The 18,808-nt window shown below is 74.4% G+C and carries 20 protein-coding genes; 6 read left to right on the forward strand and 14 right to left on the reverse strand.

The genetic code is table 11. From position 1 onward, the window contains the following. Positions 1–6 precede the first annotated feature (6 nt). The 8 genes from ADJ73_RS14250 to ADJ73_RS14285 form a co-directional block, all read right to left on the reverse strand. On the reverse strand, positions 7–837 hold the full coding sequence (locus ADJ73_RS14250) for a hypothetical protein (protein ID WP_050348816.1): 831 nt from the start codon (positions 835–837) through the stop codon (positions 7–9). Beyond that, positions 834–2,381, reverse strand: a complete 1,548-nt coding sequence (locus ADJ73_RS14255; RefSeq protein WP_050348817.1) for a hypothetical protein — start codon at positions 2,379–2,381, stop codon at positions 834–836. The genes ADJ73_RS14250 and ADJ73_RS14255 overlap by 4 nt, the downstream gene beginning before the upstream one ends. Beyond that, the gene (locus ADJ73_RS14260) at positions 2,378–2,671 is read right to left on the reverse strand and encodes a hypothetical protein (protein WP_050348818.1); all 294 of its coding nucleotides are present in this window, start codon (positions 2,669–2,671) and stop codon (positions 2,378–2,380) included. Before ADJ73_RS14260 ends, ADJ73_RS14255 begins: the two co-directional genes overlap by 4 nt. Before the next feature lie 134 nt (positions 2,672–2,805). After that, complete coding sequence (gene era / locus ADJ73_RS14265) at positions 2,806–3,720, reverse strand: GTPase Era (RefSeq protein ID WP_050348819.1); 915 nt, start codon at positions 3,718–3,720, stop codon at positions 2,806–2,808. Further along, entirely contained in the window at positions 3,717–5,066 is a 1,350-nt protein-coding gene (locus ADJ73_RS14270) for a hemolysin family protein (RefSeq protein WP_156188246.1), read from the reverse strand. Before ADJ73_RS14270 ends, era begins: the two co-directional genes overlap by 4 nt. 2 nt (positions 5,067–5,068) lie before the next feature. Next, positions 5,069–5,536 (reverse strand): rRNA maturation RNase YbeY, encoded by a 468-nt coding sequence (ybeY, locus tag ADJ73_RS14275; RefSeq protein WP_050348820.1) that lies wholly within the window; start codon positions 5,534–5,536, stop codon positions 5,069–5,071. Beyond that, complete coding sequence (locus tag ADJ73_RS14280; protein WP_050348821.1) at positions 5,533–6,576, reverse strand: PhoH family protein; 1,044 nt, start codon at positions 6,574–6,576, stop codon at positions 5,533–5,535. The genes ybeY and ADJ73_RS14280 overlap by 4 nt, the downstream gene beginning before the upstream one ends. A 68-nt stretch (positions 6,577–6,644) precedes the next feature. Then, positions 6,645–7,025 (reverse strand): histidine triad nucleotide-binding protein, encoded by a 381-nt coding sequence (locus ADJ73_RS14285; protein ID WP_050348822.1) that lies wholly within the window; start codon positions 7,023–7,025, stop codon positions 6,645–6,647. A 183-nt stretch (positions 7,026–7,208) separates the two neighbouring features. On the opposite strand from ADJ73_RS14285, the gene ADJ73_RS14290 reads away from it, so the two are divergent. Further along, entirely contained in the window at positions 7,209–8,006 is a 798-nt protein-coding gene (locus tag ADJ73_RS14290; RefSeq protein ID WP_050348823.1) for a Gmad2 immunoglobulin-like domain-containing protein, read from the forward strand. A 9-nt stretch (positions 8,007–8,015) separates the two neighbouring features. Here the strand turns inward: ADJ73_RS14290 and ADJ73_RS14295 are convergent, their stop codons facing one another. Genes ADJ73_RS14295 through hrcA form a run of 3 tightly spaced genes read right to left on the reverse strand, consistent with a single transcriptional unit; the run spans position 8,016 to position 10,985 of the window. After that, positions 8,016–8,756, reverse strand: a complete 741-nt coding sequence (locus tag ADJ73_RS14295; protein ID WP_050348824.1) for a 16S rRNA (uracil(1498)-N(3))-methyltransferase — start codon at positions 8,754–8,756, stop codon at positions 8,016–8,018. 3 nt (positions 8,757–8,759) lie between these two features. Beyond that, positions 8,760–9,881, reverse strand: a complete 1,122-nt coding sequence (gene dnaJ, locus ADJ73_RS14300; protein ID WP_050348825.1) for a molecular chaperone DnaJ — start codon at positions 9,879–9,881, stop codon at positions 8,760–8,762. Positions 9,882–9,938: 57 nt separating this feature from the next. After that, positions 9,939–10,985 carry a heat-inducible transcriptional repressor HrcA gene (hrcA, locus tag ADJ73_RS14305; protein ID WP_050348826.1) on the reverse strand — a complete coding sequence of 349 codons (1,047 nt, stop codon included), beginning with the start codon at positions 10,983–10,985 and terminating at the stop codon, positions 9,939–9,941. A 150-nt stretch (positions 10,986–11,135) separates the two neighbouring features. Here hrcA and ADJ73_RS14310 point away from each other — a divergent pair, with 150 nt between their 5' ends. Both ADJ73_RS14310 and ADJ73_RS14315 read left to right on the forward strand, forming a co-directional pair. Beyond that, on the forward strand, positions 11,136–12,017 hold the full coding sequence (locus ADJ73_RS14310) for a DUF3097 domain-containing protein (RefSeq protein ID WP_050348827.1): 882 nt from the start codon (positions 11,136–11,138) through the stop codon (positions 12,015–12,017). Positions 12,018–12,025: 8 nt separating this feature from the next. Then, complete coding sequence (locus ADJ73_RS14315; RefSeq protein WP_050348828.1) at positions 12,026–12,949, forward strand: NUDIX hydrolase; 924 nt, start codon at positions 12,026–12,028, stop codon at positions 12,947–12,949. 22 nt (positions 12,950–12,971) lie between these two features. Here the strand turns inward: ADJ73_RS14315 and ADJ73_RS14320 are convergent, their stop codons facing one another. The 3 genes from ADJ73_RS14320 to ADJ73_RS14330 all read right to left on the reverse strand — a co-directional run bounded on the left by ADJ73_RS14320 (position 12,972) and on the right by ADJ73_RS14330 (position 15,955). Next, positions 12,972–13,502 carry a DUF4870 domain-containing protein gene (locus ADJ73_RS14320; RefSeq protein ID WP_050348829.1) on the reverse strand — a complete coding sequence of 177 codons (531 nt, stop codon included), beginning with the start codon at positions 13,500–13,502 and terminating at the stop codon, positions 12,972–12,974. A 143-nt stretch (positions 13,503–13,645) separates the two neighbouring features. Then, positions 13,646–14,869: a radical SAM family heme chaperone HemW gene (hemW, locus tag ADJ73_RS14325; protein ID WP_050349486.1), complete on the reverse strand. Its 1,224-nt coding sequence runs from the start codon at positions 14,867–14,869 to the stop codon at positions 13,646–13,648. Between the two features lie 69 nt (positions 14,870–14,938). Continuing rightward, entirely contained in the window at positions 14,939–15,955 is a 1,017-nt protein-coding gene (locus tag ADJ73_RS14330) for a YeiH family protein (RefSeq protein ID WP_253272594.1), read from the reverse strand. Between the two features lie 70 nt (positions 15,956–16,025). Between ADJ73_RS14330 and ADJ73_RS14335 the strand changes: the two genes are divergently transcribed. The 3 genes from ADJ73_RS14335 (at position 16,026) to ADJ73_RS14345 (ending at position 18,795) form a co-directional block, all read left to right on the forward strand. Further along, on the forward strand, positions 16,026–16,937 hold the full coding sequence (locus tag ADJ73_RS14335; protein ID WP_050348831.1) for a LysR family transcriptional regulator: 912 nt from the start codon (positions 16,026–16,028) through the stop codon (positions 16,935–16,937). 70 nt (positions 16,938–17,007) lie between these two features. Next, on the forward strand, positions 17,008–17,865 hold the full coding sequence (locus ADJ73_RS14340) for a GNAT family N-acetyltransferase (RefSeq protein WP_050348832.1): 858 nt from the start codon (positions 17,008–17,010) through the stop codon (positions 17,863–17,865). A 72-nt stretch (positions 17,866–17,937) separates the two neighbouring features. Then, a complete protein-coding gene (locus tag ADJ73_RS14345) occupies positions 17,938–18,795 on the forward strand; it encodes a GNAT family N-acetyltransferase (protein ID WP_050348833.1) in 858 nt (285 codons plus the stop codon). The last annotated feature ends 13 nt before the right edge of the window (positions 18,796–18,808 follow it).

Genomic DNA, 18,808 nt, shown 5'->3' on the forward strand with positions numbered 1-18,808 from the left:
ACGGCGCTAGCGCCCCGCCCCCCACCGCCACAGCGTGCGCTGCACCGGTCCGGAGTCGAGGTAGCGCAGCACCACGCCGACGTCGGTGTGGAGCCGGTCCAGCCCGCGGCGGTAGTGCTCCGGGAAGCGTTCGTCGCGGGGGTGGATGCTGTCGCGCGCCAGCGACGCCAGGGACAGCAGCTCCGGCAGCCGGGTCCGCGACACCCGCACGTGCAGGCGACCGTCGACCGTGTCGAGGTAGAGCAGGCAGCGTCCGGTCAGCGGCAGCTCGGTCGTCAGCGCCTCCGCCCGCAGCTGGTCGCTGCGTCCCTGCCCGAGCCGCGCCCAGCAGGACCGCAGCGCGGCGGAGTAGCACCCGCTCGCGAGGTAACGAGCTCCGAGCAGCTGGCAGCTCTCGTAGTCGTCCTCGTCCAGGATCGTGCCCGCCTCGCTCAACCCGTGCAGCAGCAGGAGCAGGGCGATCGCGGGGCTGTGCCGGTCCAGGACCTCCTGCACCCGCTGCGCGTAGGCCGGTGGCAACCGAGGCCCGTGCCGCTGCAGCAGGTCCGCGACCCGTGGGTCCGGCGGCTCGAGCGCCTGGGGTGTCGGCGACCGCAGCATCCCCCACAGCTCCAGCACCCGTTGGTCCGGGTCCCCGGGGATCAGGCCCGTCGTCAGGCGACGGCACTCGGCCAGGTCGGCCCGCAGCGCGCGTCCCGTCACGCTCAGGCTGCCGAGCGCGTCGGGGTCCACCAGGGCCATGAACTCCACCTCGCGCGCGGCGGTCGCGAGCACCTCCGCCTCGAGGTCGTGCATGGACACCGCCACGGCGTCGTCCTGCTGCGCCAGCAGCTTCATCGCGACTCCTTCCTCGCCCACGGCCACTCCATCGCGACCTCCCAGTGCTCCACCTGTCGTCGTGGTGCGATCGAGCGCTCCGGCAGGATCGGGTTGCGCTCGAGGTAGACGCGGTGCAGGTCCGCGACGGCCGTCTGCGGCGGCGGGGTCGGCGGCAGCCCCTCGGTGGCGCGCTGGGCAGCGTCCTTGGTCAGGAGCTCCTTCTCGTACCCCTCCTTCGTGATCCGGAAGGAGGTCCCGCCGTCGGCGGCACGCTCGTTGACGATCACGATGTGCTGGTCGACCGGGTCGAGGTGGTATGCCCGGCCGGCCGCCAGCTCGATCCGCGGCTGGTCGTAGAGCACCTCGAAGGTGCGGTCGACGAGCTGGGCCCGGGAGGTCATCTCGGGCAGGTCGGGCTCGAACACCTTCTGACCCTTCTTGTTGAGGCCCAGCACGTGCTTGTCGTAGGCGTGACCGGTCACGATCTGCTCGGCCTTGCGCCCGATCTCGGCGTACGCCCGGTTGGTGACCTTGCCGAAGGCGTCGTGGGCCGCGCGGTTGCGGGCGAGCTCCTGGGCGTTGGGGTCCGGCCGCGGCTCGCGCGCGATGCGGGGCCGGTGCGCGTCGAGGTAGCCGTTGGACACGGTCGTCGCCATCCGGGCCCACTCGGTGAGCGTGCTGTGCTCGACGGGGATGTCCATCACGTAGGGCGCACCGTCCGGCGACTCGAAGGGAGCGGCCTCGTGGGCCCAGTCGTAGGGGTGGGTGTAGACCCACTGGGCCAGCTCCTGGTCGTCGGTCGCCAGCAGCACGTTGCGGGCCAGCATGCCCGCGTCGCCGTGGTCGCCGTAGTCGTCGACGACGGTGGCGAAGGCCTCGTCCTCGACGTAGCGCCGGCGTGCCGACTCGATCACCGGACCCTGCCCCCACTTGTGGGTGTGCGCGGCGACGTGCCCGACCACCTGGTGGGCCCGGGCACGCACATCGGCCTCGCGCGAGGCGGGAGACGCGGTGACCGAGGAGGCGGAGAGCACGCCGGGGCGGCACACGGCCTGCGTGGCGGTGACGGTCCCGGCGCCGATGCCGGCGAGGGCGTGCGCGAGCGACTGGTCGACGTCGTCGGTGGTGGCCAGCAGCGCCCTCACGTCGCCCTCGGCGGCGGTGCGCAGCTCGACTCGCTCGGCGCCGGACCACACGGCCTCCCCGGCGGGGAGGCACGGCCGCAGGTCCAGGACCCGGCCGTCGTCGGTCAGCTCGAAGCCGTCCGCGCGCAGCGACTCCTCGAGCTGGCGCAGCCCCGCCGCGAGCTGGTCGAGACGGCCCGCGGCGGCGACCACGGCCTCGGCCACCGCGGCGACGTCGGCGGCCTGGGCCAGCGCGTCCGTCCGCACCTGCTCCAGGCCCACGTGCGCGGCGTCGGCGGCGTCGCCACGCCACCGGGAGTCCGGGAGCGGCAGGCGCGCGGCCGTGCCCTCCAGGGTGGCCGCCCGTGCGCTCAGCTGGGCGCCCGCGTCCCGGACGCCTGCGGCGGACCAGCGCCGGACCTGCTCGACGGTGGTCATCGCGCGTCATCCATCGCGGCGGTGACGGTGTCCTCGCACTGCGCGTAGGCGGCCCCGGCCTCGCGCCAGGCCGCCCCCAGCGACGTGGTGGTCCGGTGCAGCAGCGCGAGACGGCGGTCCAGCAGCTGCGCCAGCTCGGTGGCGACCGCGGCGCTGGCGCTGCCCGGCAGGGCGTCGGCGAGGGACTCGGCGCCGGGGCCGACCCGCACGGGAGCCAGCGCGTCGGCGGCGCTGCACAGACGGTCGCCGCCGTCGAGGACGGGCGCGACGTGGACGGCATACGAACTCATGCCCGGGACACCTCCTGCTCGGCTGATGCCAGGAGGGTATGCCGCCCGCACCGTCACCGTCCGGCGTCATCCACAGGCAGCCCCGACAACCCGATCCGTTGTCCACAGGGCGCCCGAGGGGCAGGGCGGGGCGGTCAGAAACCCAGCCGCTGCAGCTGCTTGGGGTCGCGCTGCCAGTCCTTGGCGACCTTGACGTGCAGGTCGAGGTAGACGCGCTGGCCCAGCAACGCCTCGATCTGGGTGCGGGCCTGCGTGCCGACCTCGCGCAGCCGCGCGCCGCCCCGGCCGATGACGATGGCCTTCTGCGACTGCCGCTCCACGAAGACGTTGACCCGCACGTCCAGGAGCGGGTTGTCCTCGGGGCGGTCCTCGCGGGGCACCATCTCCTCGACCACCACGGCCAGGGAGTGCGGCAGCTCGTCGCGCACGCCCTCCAGCGCCGCCTCCCGGACGAGCTCGGCGATCATGACCGCCTTGGGCTCGTCGGTCAGGTGGCCCTCGGGGTAGAGCGGCGGCGACTCGGGCAGGTAGGACACGAGCACCTCGGCGACCTCGGCGACCTGGTCGCCGCGCGTGGCGGAGCACGGCACGATCGCGTCCCACGAGCCCAGCTGGTCGACGGCGATGAGGTGCTCGGCCAGCCGCTGCTTGTCCACCTTGTCGATCTTGGTGACCAGCGCCACCACCGGCCGGCGACGGGCCCGCTGCAGCTCGGCCAGCTCGGCGGCGATGAACTGGTCACCCGGCCCGGGCCGCTGGTCTGCGGGAAGGCAGAAGCCGATGACGTCGACCTCGAGCAGCGTCTCGCGCACCAGGTCGTTGAGCCGCTCGCCGAGCAGGGTCCGGGGCTTGTGCAGGCCGGGGGTGTCCACGAGCACCAGCTGGCCGGCCTCGGTGTTGGCGATCCCGCGAATCGTGTGGCGGGTGGTCTGCGGCTTGCTGCTCGTGATCGCGACCTTCTGCCCCACCAGGGCGTTGGTCAGCGTCGACTTGCCGGCGTTGGGCCGACCCACGAGGCAGGCGAAGCCTGCGCGGAAGGGCGTGGTCATGCGGACTCCTCCTCGTGGCGGCTCGCGTCGCCATCCTGCTGGGCGCGTCGACCGGCGAGCTCAGCCTCCCACACCTCGACCGGCGAGCGGTCCTGCGCGACGCGTCGGACCACGACGGTGGCGATCCGGTGGCGGCGTCCGGCGGGCTTCTCGGCCATGAGCTCGAGCCCGAGCAGCTGGACCGTGGAGCCCGGGATGGGGACGCGGCCGGACAGCTTGGCGATGAGGCCGCCGACGGTGTCGACGTCGTCCTCCTCCAGGTCGACGCCGAACTCCTGCGCGAAGTCGTCCACGTGCATCGTGGCCGGGATCCGGACCGAGCCGTCCCCCAGCTCCTCGATGCCCTGCGCCTCGCGGTCGTACTCGTCGGCGATCTCCCCCACGATCTCCTCGAGGATGTCCTCGATGGTGACCAGGCCGGCGGTCCCGCCGTACTCGTCCACGACGACCGCCAGGTGCACCTGGTCCTGCTGCATCTCGCGCAGGAGGTCGTCGATGGGCTTGCTGTCGGGCACGAAGTGCATCGGGCGCATGACGTCCTCGACGGGCAGCGCCCGTGCCGGCTCGTCGTCGTTGACCCGCCGCGCCACGTCCTTGAGGTAGAGCAGCCCGAGCACGTCGTCGTTGTCCTCCCCCACGACGGGGATCCGGGAGAAGCCCGAGCGCAGGAAGAGCGACATCGCCTTGCCCAGCGTCTTGTCCTGCTCCAGGGTGACCATGTCGGTGCGCGGGACCATGACCTCGCGGGCGACGGTGTCGCCGAGCTCGAAGACGGAGTGGATCATCTCCCGCTCGTCGTCCTCGATGACGTCGCTCTGGTTGGCCATGTCGACGAGGTCGCGCAGCTCGGCCTCCGTGGCGAAGGGCCCGTCGGTGTAGCCCTTGCCCGGGGTCACGGCGTTGCCGAGCCCGACCATGAGCCGGGCCACCGGACCCAGCACCCGCCGCAGCCACACCAGCGCGGGAGCCGCCAGCACGGCGACGCGGCCGGCGTGCTGGCGCCCGAGGGTCCGCGGCGACACCCCGGTCAGCACGAACGACGCCACGGCCATGATGGCGATGCTGATGAGCAGCGGGCGCACCGGCCCGTCGACCCGCTCCGCGACGGCCACGGTCACCAGCACCGCCATGGTCGACTCGCTGATCACCCGCAGGAAGGTCGCGGCGGAGATGTAGCCCGGTTTGTCCTCGACGACCTTGACCAGCGAGGCCGCCCCCGCCCGCCCCTCGTCGAGCAGCTCCTCCGACGTATGCCGCGACACCCGCTGCACCGCCGACTCGGCCAGGGCGAGCAGGAAGGTCAGCACCAGCGCGACGAGCGCGCCGAGGATCAGCTGCAGGGTCACGGTCAGCCCTGCGGTCGACCGCGCCCGGCGAGGAAGGTGAGCAGCAGGGTCCGCTGCAGGTCGAACATCTCGCGCTCCTCCTCGGGCTCGGCGTGGTCGTAGCCGAGCAGGTGCAGGATGCCGTGGGTCGTGAGCAGCAGCAGCTCCTCCTCGAAGGAGTGCCCCGCCCCCGCCGCCTGCCGGTGCGCCACCGAGGGGCACAGGACGATGTCCCCGAGGACCCCCTCCTGCAGCCGCTCGCCGTCGCGGCCCGGCCGCAGCTCGTCCATGGGGAAGCTCATGACGTCGGTGGGACCCTCGAGGTCCATCCACTGCACGTGCAGCCGCTCCATGGCCGGCTCGTCCACGAGGGTGATGGCCAGGTCGGCGCCGCGGTGCACCCGCATCGCGGCATAGACGAACTCCGCCAGCGCGACGAGCTCGCGCACGTCGACCCGGTGGTCGGTCTCGTTGTGGACGTCGATGCTCATCGGCGCTGCCCCTCGTCCCACTTGCCGTAGGCGGCCACGATCTCCCCCACGAGTCGGTGACGCACCACGTCGACCGCGGTCAGCTCGGCGAAGTGGATGTCCGGGACGTCGCTGAGGATGTCGCGCACCACCCGCAGCCCGGACTGGGTGCCGCCCGGCAGGTCGACCTGCGTCACGTCGCCGGTGACGACGATCCGCGACCCGAAGCCGAGGCGGGTGAGGAACATCTTCATCTGCTCGGGCGAGGTGTTCTGCGCCTCGTCGAGGATGATGAAGGCGTCGTTGAGGGTGCGACCGCGCATGTAGGCCAGCGGGGCGACCTCGATGGTCCCCGCCGCCATGAGCCGCGGGATCTGCTCGGGGTCGAGCATGTCGTGCAGCGCGTCGTAGAGCGGGCGCAGGTAGGGGTCGATCTTGTCGGTGAGCGTGCCGGGCAGGAAGCCGAGCTTCTCCCCCGCCTCGACGGCGGGACGGGTCAGGATGATCCGGGTGACCTCGCCGGCCTGCAGGGCGGCGACGGCCTTGGCCATCGCGAGATAGGTCTTGCCGGTGCCCGCCGGCCCGATGCCGAAGACGATCGTGTGGGCGTCGATGGCGTCGACGTACCGCTTCTGCCCCACCGTCTTGGGGCGGATCGTGCGGCCCCGCGCGGAGATGATGTTGGTGGTCAGGACGTCGGCGGGCCGCTCCTGGGTGCGGCCGCGGAGCATCTGGATCGACCGCTCGACCGCGTCACGGTTGACCGGCAGCCCCTGCTCGACCACGACCAGCAGCTCGCCGACCAGGTCCTCCACGAGGGCGGCGTCGGCGGAGGGCCCGTCGAGGCGGAACTCGTGGCCCCGCACGTGGATGTCCAGCCGTGGGAAGGCCCGCTCCATGGTGCGCAGCAGCTCGTCGTGGGGCCCGAGCAGGGACAGCATGGGCACGGAGGACGGTATGACGATCGCGTGGCGCGTGGCGGGCTGGGCGGCGGTCGGCGCCGCACCGTCGTCACCGGCCGCGGTCGGGAGGTCGAGGGCCTCGGGTGTGGTGTCTGTCATCGTCCCCTCAGTCTACGGGGCTGCACCGACAGCCCCCGAGGAGACTCGGCCGCACCTGGCGGCCGGGATCAGCCGGGCGGCCACTGCAGGCCGCGGCCGCCGACCACGTGCAGGTGCAGGTGGTCCACGCTCTGCTGGGCGTCACGCCCGGTGTTGGTGACGATCCGGTAGCCGCTGTCGGCGACGCCCTCCTGGCGGGCCACCTCGCCGGCGGCCACGACGACGTCGGTCAGCAGCGCGGGGGCGGCGAGCGCCGTGGCGACGGCGTCGCGGTGGTGGGCCTTGGGGATCACGAGGACGTGGGTGGGTGCCTGCGGCTGGATGTCGCGGAAGGCCAGGGTGGTCTCGGTCTCGTGCACCACGTCCGCCGGGACCTCGCGGGCGACGATCTTGCAGAAGAGGCAGTCCGGGTCGCGCTGGGCGGGGCGGGTCGCGTCGTTGTCGGTCATGGCCGGGAGCCTAGCGAGGCGGGAGCGCCGCGGCCCCTCGGCGGATGCGTCGATCGGGCCGGGCCACCCACCCGCCCGACCGCGCGAGGGCGCACAATGGCGGCAGCACTCACCGTCGAGGAGCTCACCATGACCAGTGTCGTCCCGCGCCGCACCACCGCAGCCCTCCTGTGAGGCCTCGCCGTGGCCCTCGGACCAGCCGCCGGCGCCGCGGCCGCTCCCGCCGCCGCACCGAGACCCGCGCCGGCGCTGCCCACCTACTTCCTGGACCACGACGGCGTCACGACGGCGGAGTCCGGCGGCCGACCCACGCCGCGGCTGCGGCTGTTCCGCGAGTTCGTGCCGACCACGCACCGCACCGCCGAGGCCCGGGCGGAGGCGGCCGCCAACGCCGTGATGCGCGAGGCGGGGCGGCGGGGCCACCTCAACGTCTGGGGCGAGCGGACCGTCACCGGCGTGGTCTCCGCACCCGGCCGCATCGACGTCACCGTCGCCGGGCCGACCCGGCGCGTGGACGCCGCGACCGCGCGTCTCGGCGTCGCCTCGGTGGTCTGGACCGTCACCGCGACGCTGGGCAGGGACGTGCCCGTCGTGTTCCGGTCCGCGGACGGGCAGGTGCTGGGCGGGCTGCCCGCCGGGGTCGCCCACCGTCGCGCCACGGGGGTCGGTCAGACGTCGGTGCTGGCGGCGGTCTGGATCGACTCGCCGGGGGTGGGCGGCGTGGTCCGGTCGGGTCGCGTGGCGCTGACCGGGCAGGCCTGCGCCTTCGAGGGCACCGTGGCCTACCGGGTCACCCGGGGCACCGCGACGGTGCGCTCCGGCGTCACGACGGCGTCCATCGCGTGCCCCACCCGTGGGGCCTGGCGGGTCGACCTCGGAGCCCTCCCCAAGGGCGGCTACCGCGCGGAGGTGTGGGCGCCGAGCCCCGCGGACGGCCAGCGGGACCTCGGGCGGGTGGCGCGGAGCTTCACGGTCGGCTGACCGCGCCCCTCACCACCGCGCGCGCGCCAGCAGCACGGCGAGCGCCGCCGGCCCGGCGCTGGAGGACCGCAGCACGTGCGGTCCGAGCCGTATGACGTGCGCGCCCGCTGCCTCGAAGGCCGCCAGCTCCGGCGCGGTGATGCCGCCCTCCGGGCCGACCACCACCACGACCTCTCCGGCCTCCGGCAGGACCACCTCGCTGACCGAGGTGGTGGCGTCCTCGTGCAGCACCAGCGCGAGGGTGGCCCCGCCCAGCCGGGAGGCGAGCTGCCGGCTGGAGACGTGGTCCGCGACGACCGGGGTGCGGTGGCGCCGCGACTGCTTCGTGGCCCGCTCGACGACCTGCTCCCACTTGCGGTGCGCCTTGGCGGCCCGCTCCCCCCGCCACTGCACGATGCTGCGGTCGGCGCCCCAGGGCACCACCTCGTCGACGCCGAGCTCGGTGGCCGCCTCGATCGCCTGCTCGTCGCGGTCGCCCTTGGCGAGCGCCTGCGCGAGGACGAACCTCGGGGCGGGGGCGGGTGGGCGGCATACGGACTCCACGCGCACGGTGATCTCGGCGGGGCCGACCTGGTGCACGGACCCGGCCACCTCCACGCCCGACCCGTCCGAGAGCAGCACCGCCTCGCCCGCGCGGAGCCGCAGCGAGCCCGCCGCGTGCCGGCCCTCCGCGCCGTCGACGACGACGAGGGCACCCTCGGCGACCGCCTCCAGCGAGGCGGGGGCCAGCAGGAAGAGCGGCGCCGTCATCGGTCAGCGGAAGGCGTCGCGGAGCTTGCCGAGCAGCCCCTTGTCCAGGGAGGTGACGTGGGCGTCCGGGTTCTCCTCGCCGCGCAGCGCCGCGAGCTCGCGCAGCAGCTCCTCCTGACGGCCGTCGAGGCGGGTCGGGGTCTGCACGTTGAGGTGCACCACGAGGTCGCCGCGACCGTGACCGCGCAGGTGGGTGACGCCGAGCTCGTCGAGGGTGACGGTGTCGGCCGACTGCGTGCCCCGCCGCACCGACACGTCGGCCGGCCCGTCGAAGGTGTCCAGGGTGATGGTGGACCCGAGGGCGGCCGCGGTCATGGGCACGTCGAGGGTGCAGTGCAGGTCGTCGCCGTTGCGCTGGAAGGTCGGGTGGGGCGTCACGACGATCTCGACGTAGACGTCGCCGGGCTGACCGCCGCCCGGGCCCACCTCCCCCTCGCCGCGCAGCTGGATGCGGGTGCCGGTGTCGACACCCGCCGGCACCTTGATCGTGACGCCGCGCCGGGTGCGGACCCGGCCCTCGCCGGAGCACTCGAAGCAGGGGTTGGGGATGACGGTCCCGTAGCCGTGGCAGACGCCGCACGGCCGGGAGGTCATGATCTGGCCGAGGAAGCTGCGCTGCACCTGCTGGATCTCGCCGCGCCCGTTGCAGGCCGAGCAGGTCTGCACGGTGGTGCCCGGCTGGCAGCCGTCGCCGTGGCAGGTGCCGCACGCGACGGCCGTGTCCAGGGTCAGCTCGGTGGTGTCGCCGAAGACCGCGGTGCGCAGGTCCACGTCGGCGCGCACCAGGGCGTCCTGGCCGCGGCGCATCCGCGAGCGCGGCCCGCGGCCCCCCGCGGCGGCGGCGCCCGCCCCGAAGAACTGGTCCATGATGTCGCTGAAGGTGAAGCCCTGGCCGAAGCCGCCCGACGCGCCGGCGTAGGGGTCGGCGCCCATGTCGTAGGCGCGCTTCTTGTCGGCGTCGCCGAGCACGTCGTAGGCCTGGCTGACCTTCTTGAACTGCTCCTCGGCCTCCGGGCCGGGGTTGACGTCGGGGTGGAGCTTGCGGGCCTGCCGACGGTAGGCCTTCTTGATCTCCTCGGCGCTGGCGCCGCGCTCGACCCCGAGGTCTGCGTAGTAGTCGTTCACGGATGTCCTTGCCTGCGTGGTGGTGTGCGGGTGACGTGGCGTGCTGCGGCCGTGCGGCTAGGCCCCGAGGGAGCGCGAGACGTAGGTCGCGACCGCGCGGACCGCGGCCATGGTCGTGGGGTAGTCCATGCGGGTGGGGCCGACGACCCCGAGGCCGGCGACGTGGTCGGGGCCGGCACCGTACCCGGTGGCCACCACGGAGGTGGACACGAGCCCGGCGTGGGACAGCTCGTGCCCGATCCGGACGGCGACCACGTCGGTGTCGGCGGGCCGCACCGGGTCGTCGTGCATGGCGTCGAGCAGCCGCAGGAGGACCACGTGCTCCTCGAGCGCCTCCAGCACCGGGCCCAGGGTCAGCGGGAAGTCGCCGCCGCGGGCGAGGTTGCTGGTGCCGGCCACGACCACCCGCTCCTCGCGCTCCTCGACCACGAGCTCCGCGAGCGCGGTGGTGACCGCCTCGACGGCCGCGCGGTCCTGCGGGGCGAACTGGTCGGGCAGGTCCCCCAGACCCGCCGCGACCTCGGTGAAGGGGCGGCCGGCCGCCATCGTGTTGAGGGCGCCGCGCAGGTCGAAGACCAGCCGCTCGCCGTCGCCGCCGGTGACGTCCTGCCCGGTGTCGACGACGCGCTGCTCGACCCGGCCGGTCGTGACGATGAGCACCACCATCAGCCGGGACCCGCCGATGGGCACGAGCTCGATGTGGCGGACCGAGGAGCGGGTAAGGGAGGGGTACTGCATGACCGCGACCTGCCGGGTCAGCCCGGAGAGCAGCCGCACCGTGCGGTCCACGATGTCGTCGAGGTCGACCGCGGCGGTGAGGAACTCCTGGATCGCCGCGCGCTCGGCCGGCGACAGCGGCTTGATCTCCGAAAGCTGGTCGACGAAGAGCCGGTAGCCGGCGTCCGTGGGGATGCGGCCCGCGCTGGTGTGGGGGGCGGCGATGAGGCCGTCCTCCTCCAGGGCCGCCATGTCGTTGCGGACCGTGGCCGCGCTGACCCCCAGCTGGTGGCGCTCGAGCAGGGACCTGGAGCCGACGGGCTCGGAGGTCGCCACGTAGTCCTGCACGATCGCGCGCAGCACCTGCAGCCGCCGCCCCTCGCTCATCCTCGCCCTCCTCACGGTCTCTGGCACTCCACCGGGTCGAGTGCCAATTCTACGCCCGGTGGCGCGCCACGACGAACTCCGTGGGTGCCCGGGCTAGCCTTCAGCACCGGTCGGGGACGACCCCCGGCCCCACAACGACAGGAGGATCCCGTGGCCGACCGCTACGGCACCGACGTGCTCTCGGGCGACTGGAGGACACCGCGCCGCGGCCGGTCCCAGGACCTGCCCGCCAGCCGCGGCCTGGTGGTCGAGGAGGTCGAGTCCGGCTGGGTCGGGGCGGTGGTCCGGGTGGAGAAGGCCGGCGGCATCCACGTCGTCCACCTGGAGGACCGCAAGGGGCGCACCCGGGGCTTCGAGATGGGCCCGGGCTTCTGGGTCGACGGCCGCCCCGTGACGCTGGTCCCCGACACGAGCGCCGCGCAGGCCCGCCTCGCCGAGGCCCGGCAGGCCACCTCCCGCACCGCGTCCGGGTCCCGCGCCGTCGCCGCCGCGCCCGCCCGGGTGGCCAGCGGCTCGCGGATCTTCGTCGAGGGTCGCCACGACGCGGAGCTGGTCGAGAAGGTGTGGGGCGACGACCTGCGCATCGAGGGCGTCGTCGTCGAGATGCTCGACGGCGTGGACGACCTCGCGGCCGTGATCCGGGACTTTCGGCCCGACCCGCAGCGCCGGATGGGCGTCCTGGTGGACCACCTCGTCCCCGGCACCAAGGAGGCCCGGATCGTCGAGGAGGCCAGGGCTGTGCCCCGGTTCTCGGCATACGTGAAGGTCCTCGGTCACCCGTATGTCGACGTCTGGCAGTCGGTGAAGCCCGCCCGGCTGGGGCTGGAGCAGTGGCCCACCATCCCCCGCGGCACGTCCTGGAAGCACGGCATCTGCGCCCACCTGGGGTGGCCGCACCAGTCGCAGGCCGACATCGCGCGCGCCTGGAAGCAGATCCTCGGTAGCGTGCGCACGTATGCCGATCTCGAGCCCACGCTGCTGGCCAGCGTCGAGGAGCTGATCGACTTCGTGACCGTGCCGCCGCAGGAGTAGGAGCCGACGTGGACGAGCAGCACCTGGTCGCCGAGCTGGTGGCCGTGGTGGTCGCGGTCGTCGCGGGGCGGCCGACGGTGCTGGCCGTCCCCGCGCTGCCGGACGAGCCCGCCGGGCTGCCGGCCGGGCCGCTGCAGGCCGGCGAGTCCTCGCTGCAGGCGAGCCTGCGCAGCTGGGTGGCCTCCCGGACCGGGCGGCAGCTGGGCTACGTGGAGCAGCTCTACACCTTCGCCGACGCCGACCGCGGGCTCGACGACGCGGCCCGCCGGATCTCGGTGTCCTACCTGGGCCTGACCACGGCCGACGCCGTGGGCGAGACCTGGGAGGACGTGTACTCCTTCCTGCCGTGGGAGGACCAGCGGCGCGGCACCCGGCTCGTCGACGAGGTCGTGGCGCCGCAGCTGACCCACTGGGTCGGGGCGGCGGGGTCGCCCGAGGAGCGCCTCGCCCGGCGGCGCCGCTGCGACCTCACCTTCGGCCGGGGTGGTCAGCCCTGGGTGCCCGAGCTGGCGCTGCAGCGCTACGAGCTGCTCTACGAGGTGGGGCTGCTGCCCGAGTCGCGGGAGCCGTGGCGGCTGCCGGCCGACGACCTGGTGCCGGGCGAGCGGATGATCGGCGACCACCGCCGGATCCTCGCGACCGGGCTGGCGCGTCTGCGCACCAAGATCCAGTACCGACCCGTCGTCTTCGAGCTGATGGCGCCGGAGTTCACGCTCGGGCAGCTGCAGTCGTGCGTGGAGGCGCTGGCGGGCCAGGTCCTGCACAAGCAGAACTTCCGCCGCCTCGTGGAGCAGCAGGCGCTCGTCGAGGAGACCGGTGCCCGCGCCGCGGGCACCGGAGGTCGACCGGCCCGCCTCTACCGCTTCCGTCGCTCGGTGCTGGACGAGCGGCAGGTCGCCGGCACCAAGCTCCCGGCCCTGCGCGCCCGCTGACCAGCCTCCGTGGCGCGCGTCGCTACTTGATGAGCTGCCAGGTGAAGGGGTAGCGGTAGGGCTCGCCGGCCGCGACCTTGACCGCCGCGATGCCGTGCACCACCAGGGCACCGAGCCCGATCAGGGTCGGCGCGAGCCAGACGGTGATGAAGCCGATCACCACGATCATCAGCGGCAGCGAGATCAGCACCGAGGCGACGATGGCCAGCCACGCCGTGATCTGGAAGTTGAGGGCGTCGATGGCGTGGTCGCGGACCGCGCGGCTGCGGCCACCGCCGACGAGCAGCACGATCAGCGGCCCGAAGAAGGTCATGCCTCCGAGGAGCACCGACGCGATGGGCGACCAGTGGGCGGCGCACACGAGCTGGCGCTCGAGCTCGGGCGACATGGGGGCCTGCTGGCCGTATGCCGCCGGCCCGCCGTGCTGCCCCGGCCCGCCGTACTGCCCCGGCGCGCCGTACTGGCCGGGCCCGCCCGGCTGCGGCTGCTGATGCTGCTGCGGTGCGTATCCCGGGATGTCGCGGTCGTTGCGGATCTGGTCGTCGGTGCTCATGGTCCCCTCCGTGTCGTGTCGTCGCTGCACCGCTACCGGCGGTAGGGGATGCAGGGTGGTTCGCACGTCCAGTCTGGCGCAGGCCACCTGCGCCGCGGAGGCGGATCATCCCTGACCGGACCCTGACCCGCCCCTGCCTCGCCTCAGCCGAGGAGCCGGCGCACCACCGTGTCGGCGAGGAGCCGCCCCCGCAGGGTCAGCACGACGTGCCGCTCGCGCAGCGCCGCCGCGCCCTCGATCAGCCCGTCGGCGATGAGCCCCGCGACCGCCTCCTGCCCGGGCCCGTCGAGCTCGTCCACGGGCAGCCCGTCGACGAGCCGGACGCCGAGCAGCACCCGCTCGTCATACTGCTGCTCCGGGGTGAGGAGCTCGCGGGCCTGGGCCGGGGACTCACCGGCGTGGAGGCGGCCGGCGTAGGCGCTCGGGTGCTTGACGTTCCACCAGCGCACCCCGCCGACGTGGCTGTGCGCGCCCGGTCCGGCGCCCCACCAGTCCCCGTCGCTCCAGTAGCCGATGTTGTGGCGGCACCGGTGCTCCTCGCCGCGGGCCCAGTTGGACACCTCGTACCACCCGTAGCCGGCCGCGTGCAGCAGCTGGTCGGCCAGCTCGTACTTGTCGGCCTCGTCGTCGTCGCTCGGCATCGGCAGCTCGCCGCGCCGGACCTGGGCGGCCATCTTGGTGCCCTCCTCGACGACGAGGGCGTAGGCCGAGATGTGGTCGGGCTCGAGGGAGATCGCGGTCTCCAGCGACTCCCGCCAGTCGTCCAGCGATTCCCCCGGCGTGCCGTAGATCAGGTCCAGCGACACGTCGAGCCCGTGCTCGCGCGCCCCGCGCACGGCGCGCTCGACGTTGCGCGGGTCGTGGGTGCGGTCGAGCGTGGCGAGGACGTGCGGGACCGCCGACTGCATGCCGAGGCTGACCCGCGAGAACCCCCGTGCCGCGAGCCAGTCCAGGTAGTGCCCGTCGACGGTGTCCGGGTTGGCCTCCGTCGTGATCTCCGCGTCGGCGGCGTAGCCGAACCGCTCGCCGATGCCCTCGACGATCCGCGCGAGGTCCTCGGCGGCGAGCATGGTCGGGGTGCCCCCGCCGACGAAGACGGTGTCGACGACGGGCGCGTCCTCCCCCAGCACCCGGCGCGCCAGGTCCAGCTCGGCGAGCACCGTGTCGGCATAGCTGTGCACGCTCGCGCCCGGGGTCCCGAGCTCGGTGAGCGTGTAGGTGTTGAAGTCGCAGTAGCCGCACCGCACCCGGCAGAAGGGGACGTGCACGTAGATCCCGAAGGGCCCCAGCCCCAGCCGGTCGAGCGCCAGGCTCGGCAACGATCCGTCCGCGGGGGCTGGCTGGCCGTCAGGGAGTGCGCTCGGCATGCGGCCCATTGTGTATGACGATCGCGCCCGTCCCGCCCAGCCGCTCGCCCCCGGTGCGCCGCCGTCGTCTCAGCCGGCCAGGGTCACGCCGACCAGCGCCACCACCGCCACGATGGTGGTAGACACCGTGGCGAGGGCGAAGGGCGCGAGCCCGACCCGGCGCAGGATGCTGCGGTGCACCCCGCACCCGAGGGCGAACATCGCGGCCGTCAGCAGCACCGTCTGCACCAGCCTGCCGGCGCCGAGCACGGGCTCGGGCAGCGGCAGGAAGGACCGGGCCAGCACCATCACCAGGAAGCCGACGACGAAGAGCGGCACCAGCGGCGGCAGCGTCCCGCCCGACCCCTCGCTCTGCAGCGCGCGGCGCCGCCGCCAGGAGATCACCGCCATGACGGGGGCGAGCATGAGGACGCGGGCGAGCTTGACGATCACCGCGACGGTGAGGGCGCCGCCGCCGATGGCCCCTCCGGCCGCCACGACCTGGGCCACCTCGTGGACCGAGCCGCCCGCCCAGAGCCCGCCGGCGTGCGCCCCGAGCCCCATCGCCGACACGAGCAGGGGCACGACGGGGATCATCATCGTCCCGAAGAGCACGACCAGCGCCACGGCGGTGGCGACGTCCTCCTCCTCGGCGTCGACGACCCCGTCGACGGCGGCCACGGCGGCGGCCCCGCAGATCGAGAAGCCGCAGGCCACCAGCAGCCGCAGCCCCGGGCCGACGCCCAGCAGCCGCCCCACCACGAGCGTCCCGAGGATCCCGAGGGTCACGACCGCGACGACCACCGCGATCATGGCGGCGCCCAGCCCGAGGATGTCGCGCAGCATGACCTGGAGCCCCAGCAGCACGATGCCGGCCCGGAGCAGCCTCTTGGCGGCGACGGCGAGGCCGGGCTGCACCCGCGCGGGCAGCGCGACGGCGTTGGCGAGCACCGCGCCGAGGACGATCGCCACGAGCAGCGGCGACACCGTGGGCAGCCAGTGGTTGACGGCCAGCGCGACCGCGACACCGACCCCGCAGAGCGTCAACCCCGGCGCCATACGGGCAGGGGTCGGGGGCGCTGGGGACACGGTCGCAGGGCTCGTCACCCCCTCACGGTGCCGCACCCGCCCGACCGGCGGGAGCCCCGCAGTCCGCATCCCGGCATATCACCGTGATATGACTGGCGGCGTGATGCCCGACCTGCGGACCCTGGCCCTGCTCGTCGCCGTCGGCGACGAGGGCAGCCTCGGCGCGGGCGCCCGGGCGATCGGGATGGCCCAGCCCAACGCCTCGCGCCTCGTGGCCCGGCTCGAGCGGGACCTGCAGCAGCGTGTCCTGGTGCGGAGGCCGCACGGCGCCGAGCTGACGCCCACCGGGCTCATGCTCGTCGAGCATGCCCGCGGCATCCTGGCGGCGACCGGTCGCCTCGAGGAGGCCATCGCGGCCCTGCAGGCCGACACCATCCCCGAGCTGCGGATCGCCGCGTCCCTCACGGTCGCCGAGCACCTGGCCCCCGGGTGGCTCAGCGAGCTCCGCCGCCACCACCCGCGGCTGCTCGCGGGGATGACCGTCGCCAACTCCACCGTCGTCGTGGACCAGGTGCGGCGCGGGGTGGTCGAGCTCGGGTTCGTCGAAGGACCGGACGCACCCACCGGCCTGCGCAGCGCGGTGGTCGCCCGGGACGAGCTGGCCCTCGTGGTCGGGACCGACCACCCGTGGATGGACCGCCGCTCCCCCGTCACCGCGACCGAGCTGGCCGCGACCCCGCTGGTCACCCGCGAGCCCGGGTCCGGCACCCGCGACGCGCTCGACGCGGCGCTGGCCCCGCTGCTGCCCAGCCGGCCCGCGCTGGAGCTGTCCAGCAACGCCGCCGTCCGGGCTGCCGCCATCACCGGGACCGCCCCCGCGGTCCTCAGCCGGCTCGCCGTGGCCGACGCGGTCGCGGACGGTCACCTCGCGATCGTGCCGGTGACCGGCTTCCGCCTCGAGCGCCGCCTCCGGGCCGTATGCCGGTCCGGACCGCTGCGCGGCCCGGCCGCCGACCTCGTCGCCATCGCCGCCCGCACCGGGCGCGCCGCGCTGCCCTGAGACCTTCCCCGTGCCGTCCTGGTCGGCGACCCCGGTGGCCGTGGCGGCCCGGCGCCTGCGACAGTGAGGCATGCCGCACCACGCCACCACGGTCCGCACCACCACCGACCCGCGGGAGTTCCTGCGGGACATCGCCCCGCTCGTCCGCGAGGAGCCGGTGATCCACTCGCTCCCGGCCTCCGTGGCCCGGCGCGCGGAGCACGACCCGGCTGCGGGGCAGGACGCCCGGTGGTACTCCCTGTGGCGCGAGGGCCGCGTGGTCGGGGCGGCGATGCACACCCCGCCCCACCCTCCCCACCTGGCGTTCGCGTCACCGCTGCTGGCCGTCGCCCTGGCCCGGGAGATCACCCGCAGCGGTCGCCGCCCGGACGGGGTGGGCGGGCTGCGCGACGGGGCGATGGCGTTCAGCGACTGGTGGTGCGTGCAGCACGGTCTGGACGCGGACGTCGTCATGGACCTCGGCATGTACGACCTTCCCGCCGCACCGCGACTTCCCTGGCCCGTCGCGGGCGAGCTGCGGGTGGCGCTCGCCGAGGACCTCGAGCTGGTGCGGCGGTGGCTCGACGCCTTCCACGCGGAGGCGGCCCCGCACTCGCCGCCGCCGCCGGACCCCTCCCGCCACGTGCTCGACGGTCGGACCGCGCTGTGGGTCTCGGGCGGTGCGCCGGTCGCGATGTGCTGGGCCAGCGCCCCCGAGGGTGGCGTGACCCGGATCAGCGCGGTCTACACCCCGCCCGAGCACCGGGGCCACGGCTACGCGAGCGCGGTGGTCGCGGGCTGGTCCGCCGAGCAGCAGGCACGCGGCCGGCGGTGCATGCTGTTCACCGACCTGGCCAACCCGACGAGCAACGGCATCTACCAGGCCCTGGGTTACCGCCGGATCGGGGACAGCGTCACGCTGCGGTTCGGTCCGCAGCAGTCGGGCTGACCCGGCCCGGACCGATGGGCGCGACCCGGTCCGGCTGGGCCGACGGACGCCCTCCGTGCGACAGTGACTCCCATGCGCGGGACGGCGAAGGGCATCACGGTGGCCCGCACCACGGTGGCCGAGGACTTCCGCCAGGTGTCGGGCCCGCGCATCGCGGCCGCCCCGGTGATCCACTCGGTGATCGCGACCACGCTGGCGCACGCCATCGAGGCCCCGCACGACTACCCCGATGCGCAGTGGTACTGGGCCCGCCGCGACGGCCGGGTGATCGCCCTCGCGATGCACACGCCGCCGCGCCCCTTCCACGTCGCGACGGTCGACCAGCACGCGGCGCGGGCCTTCGCCCGGCGCTCGCTCGCGGACCAGCTGCCCATCTCCCGCGTCGGCGGCCTGGTGCCCGGGGCGCTGGCCTTCGCCGAGACGCTCGCCTTCGAGCAGGGCACCCGGATCTGGGTGGTGCGCCGCGAGGGCATGCACGACCTCCCTCGCCCGCCGCGCCACCCCCGCGGGGTCCAGGGGGCGCTGCGACCCGCCACGACCGAGGACCTGACGCTGCTGCAGGCCTGGGCCGAGGCCTACCTGGAGGAGACCCGGACCGAGGCTCCGCCGCGATTTCCGTTGCAGCAGTGGGTTGCTCGCGGCGGCATGCAGCTGTGGGAGGTCGACGGCCAGGCCGTCTCCATGGCCCACGCGTCGCGGCCGCACGGCGGCGTGTCCCGCATCTCCTGGGTCTACACCCCGCCCGAGCACCGCGGCCACGGGTATGCCGCAGCCACCGTGGCCGCCGTCAGCGGGCGGCAACGCTCGTCGGGGGCCCGTTGCCTGCTCTACACCGACCTGGACCACCCGGAGTCGTCCCAGCTCTACCAGCGCGTCGGCTACCGCAAGGTCGGCGACTCCTGCGTCCTGGCGCTCGAGCCGCTGCGCTGACGCCGCGCGAGGG

The sequence above is a fragment of the Arsenicicoccus sp. oral taxon 190 genome (assembly GCF_001189535.1).
Taxonomy (GTDB): Bacteria; Actinomycetota; Actinomycetes; order Actinomycetales; family Dermatophilaceae; genus Arsenicicoccus.

Bases quoted from the DNA above. Each gene is read 5' to 3' on its own strand.
- ADJ73_RS14250 (WP_050348816.1), bottom strand. From the start codon at position 837: ATGAAGCTGCTGGCGCAGCAGGACGACGCCGTGGCGGTGTCCATGCAC.
- ADJ73_RS14255 (WP_050348817.1), bottom strand. From the start codon at position 2,381: ATGACCACCGTCGAGCAGGTCCGGCGCTGGTCCGCCGCAGGCGTCCGG.
- ADJ73_RS14260 (WP_050348818.1), bottom strand. From the start codon at position 2,671: ATGAGTTCGTATGCCGTCCACGTCGCGCCCGTCCTCGACGGCGGCGAC.
- era (WP_050348819.1), bottom strand. From the start codon at position 3,720: ATGACCACGCCCTTCCGCGCAGGCTTCGCCTGCCTCGTGGGTCGGCCC.
- ybeY (WP_050348820.1), bottom strand. From the start codon at position 5,536: ATGAGCATCGACGTCCACAACGAGACCGACCACCGGGTCGACGTGCGC.
- ADJ73_RS14280 (WP_050348821.1), bottom strand. From the start codon at position 6,576: ATGACAGACACCACACCCGAGGCCCTCGACCTCCCGACCGCGGCCGGT.
- ADJ73_RS14285 (WP_050348822.1), bottom strand. From the start codon at position 7,025: ATGACCGACAACGACGCGACCCGCCCCGCCCAGCGCGACCCGGACTGC.
- ADJ73_RS14295 (WP_050348824.1), bottom strand. From the start codon at position 8,756: ATGACGGCGCCGCTCTTCCTGCTGGCCCCCGCCTCGCTGGAGGCGGTC.
- hrcA (WP_050348826.1), bottom strand. From the start codon at position 10,985: ATGAGCGAGGGGCGGCGGCTGCAGGTGCTGCGCGCGATCGTGCAGGAC.
- ADJ73_RS14320 (WP_050348829.1), bottom strand. From the start codon at position 13,502: ATGAGCACCGACGACCAGATCCGCAACGACCGCGACATCCCGGGATAC.
- hemW (WP_050349486.1), bottom strand. From the start codon at position 14,869: ATGCCGAGCGCACTCCCTGACGGCCAGCCAGCCCCCGCGGACGGATCG.
- ADJ73_RS14335 (WP_050348831.1), top strand. From the start codon at position 16,026: ATGACTGGCGGCGTGATGCCCGACCTGCGGACCCTGGCCCTGCTCGTC.
- ADJ73_RS14340 (WP_050348832.1), top strand. From the start codon at position 17,008: ATGCCGCACCACGCCACCACGGTCCGCACCACCACCGACCCGCGGGAG.
- ADJ73_RS14345 (WP_050348833.1), top strand. From the start codon at position 17,938: ATGCGCGGGACGGCGAAGGGCATCACGGTGGCCCGCACCACGGTGGCC.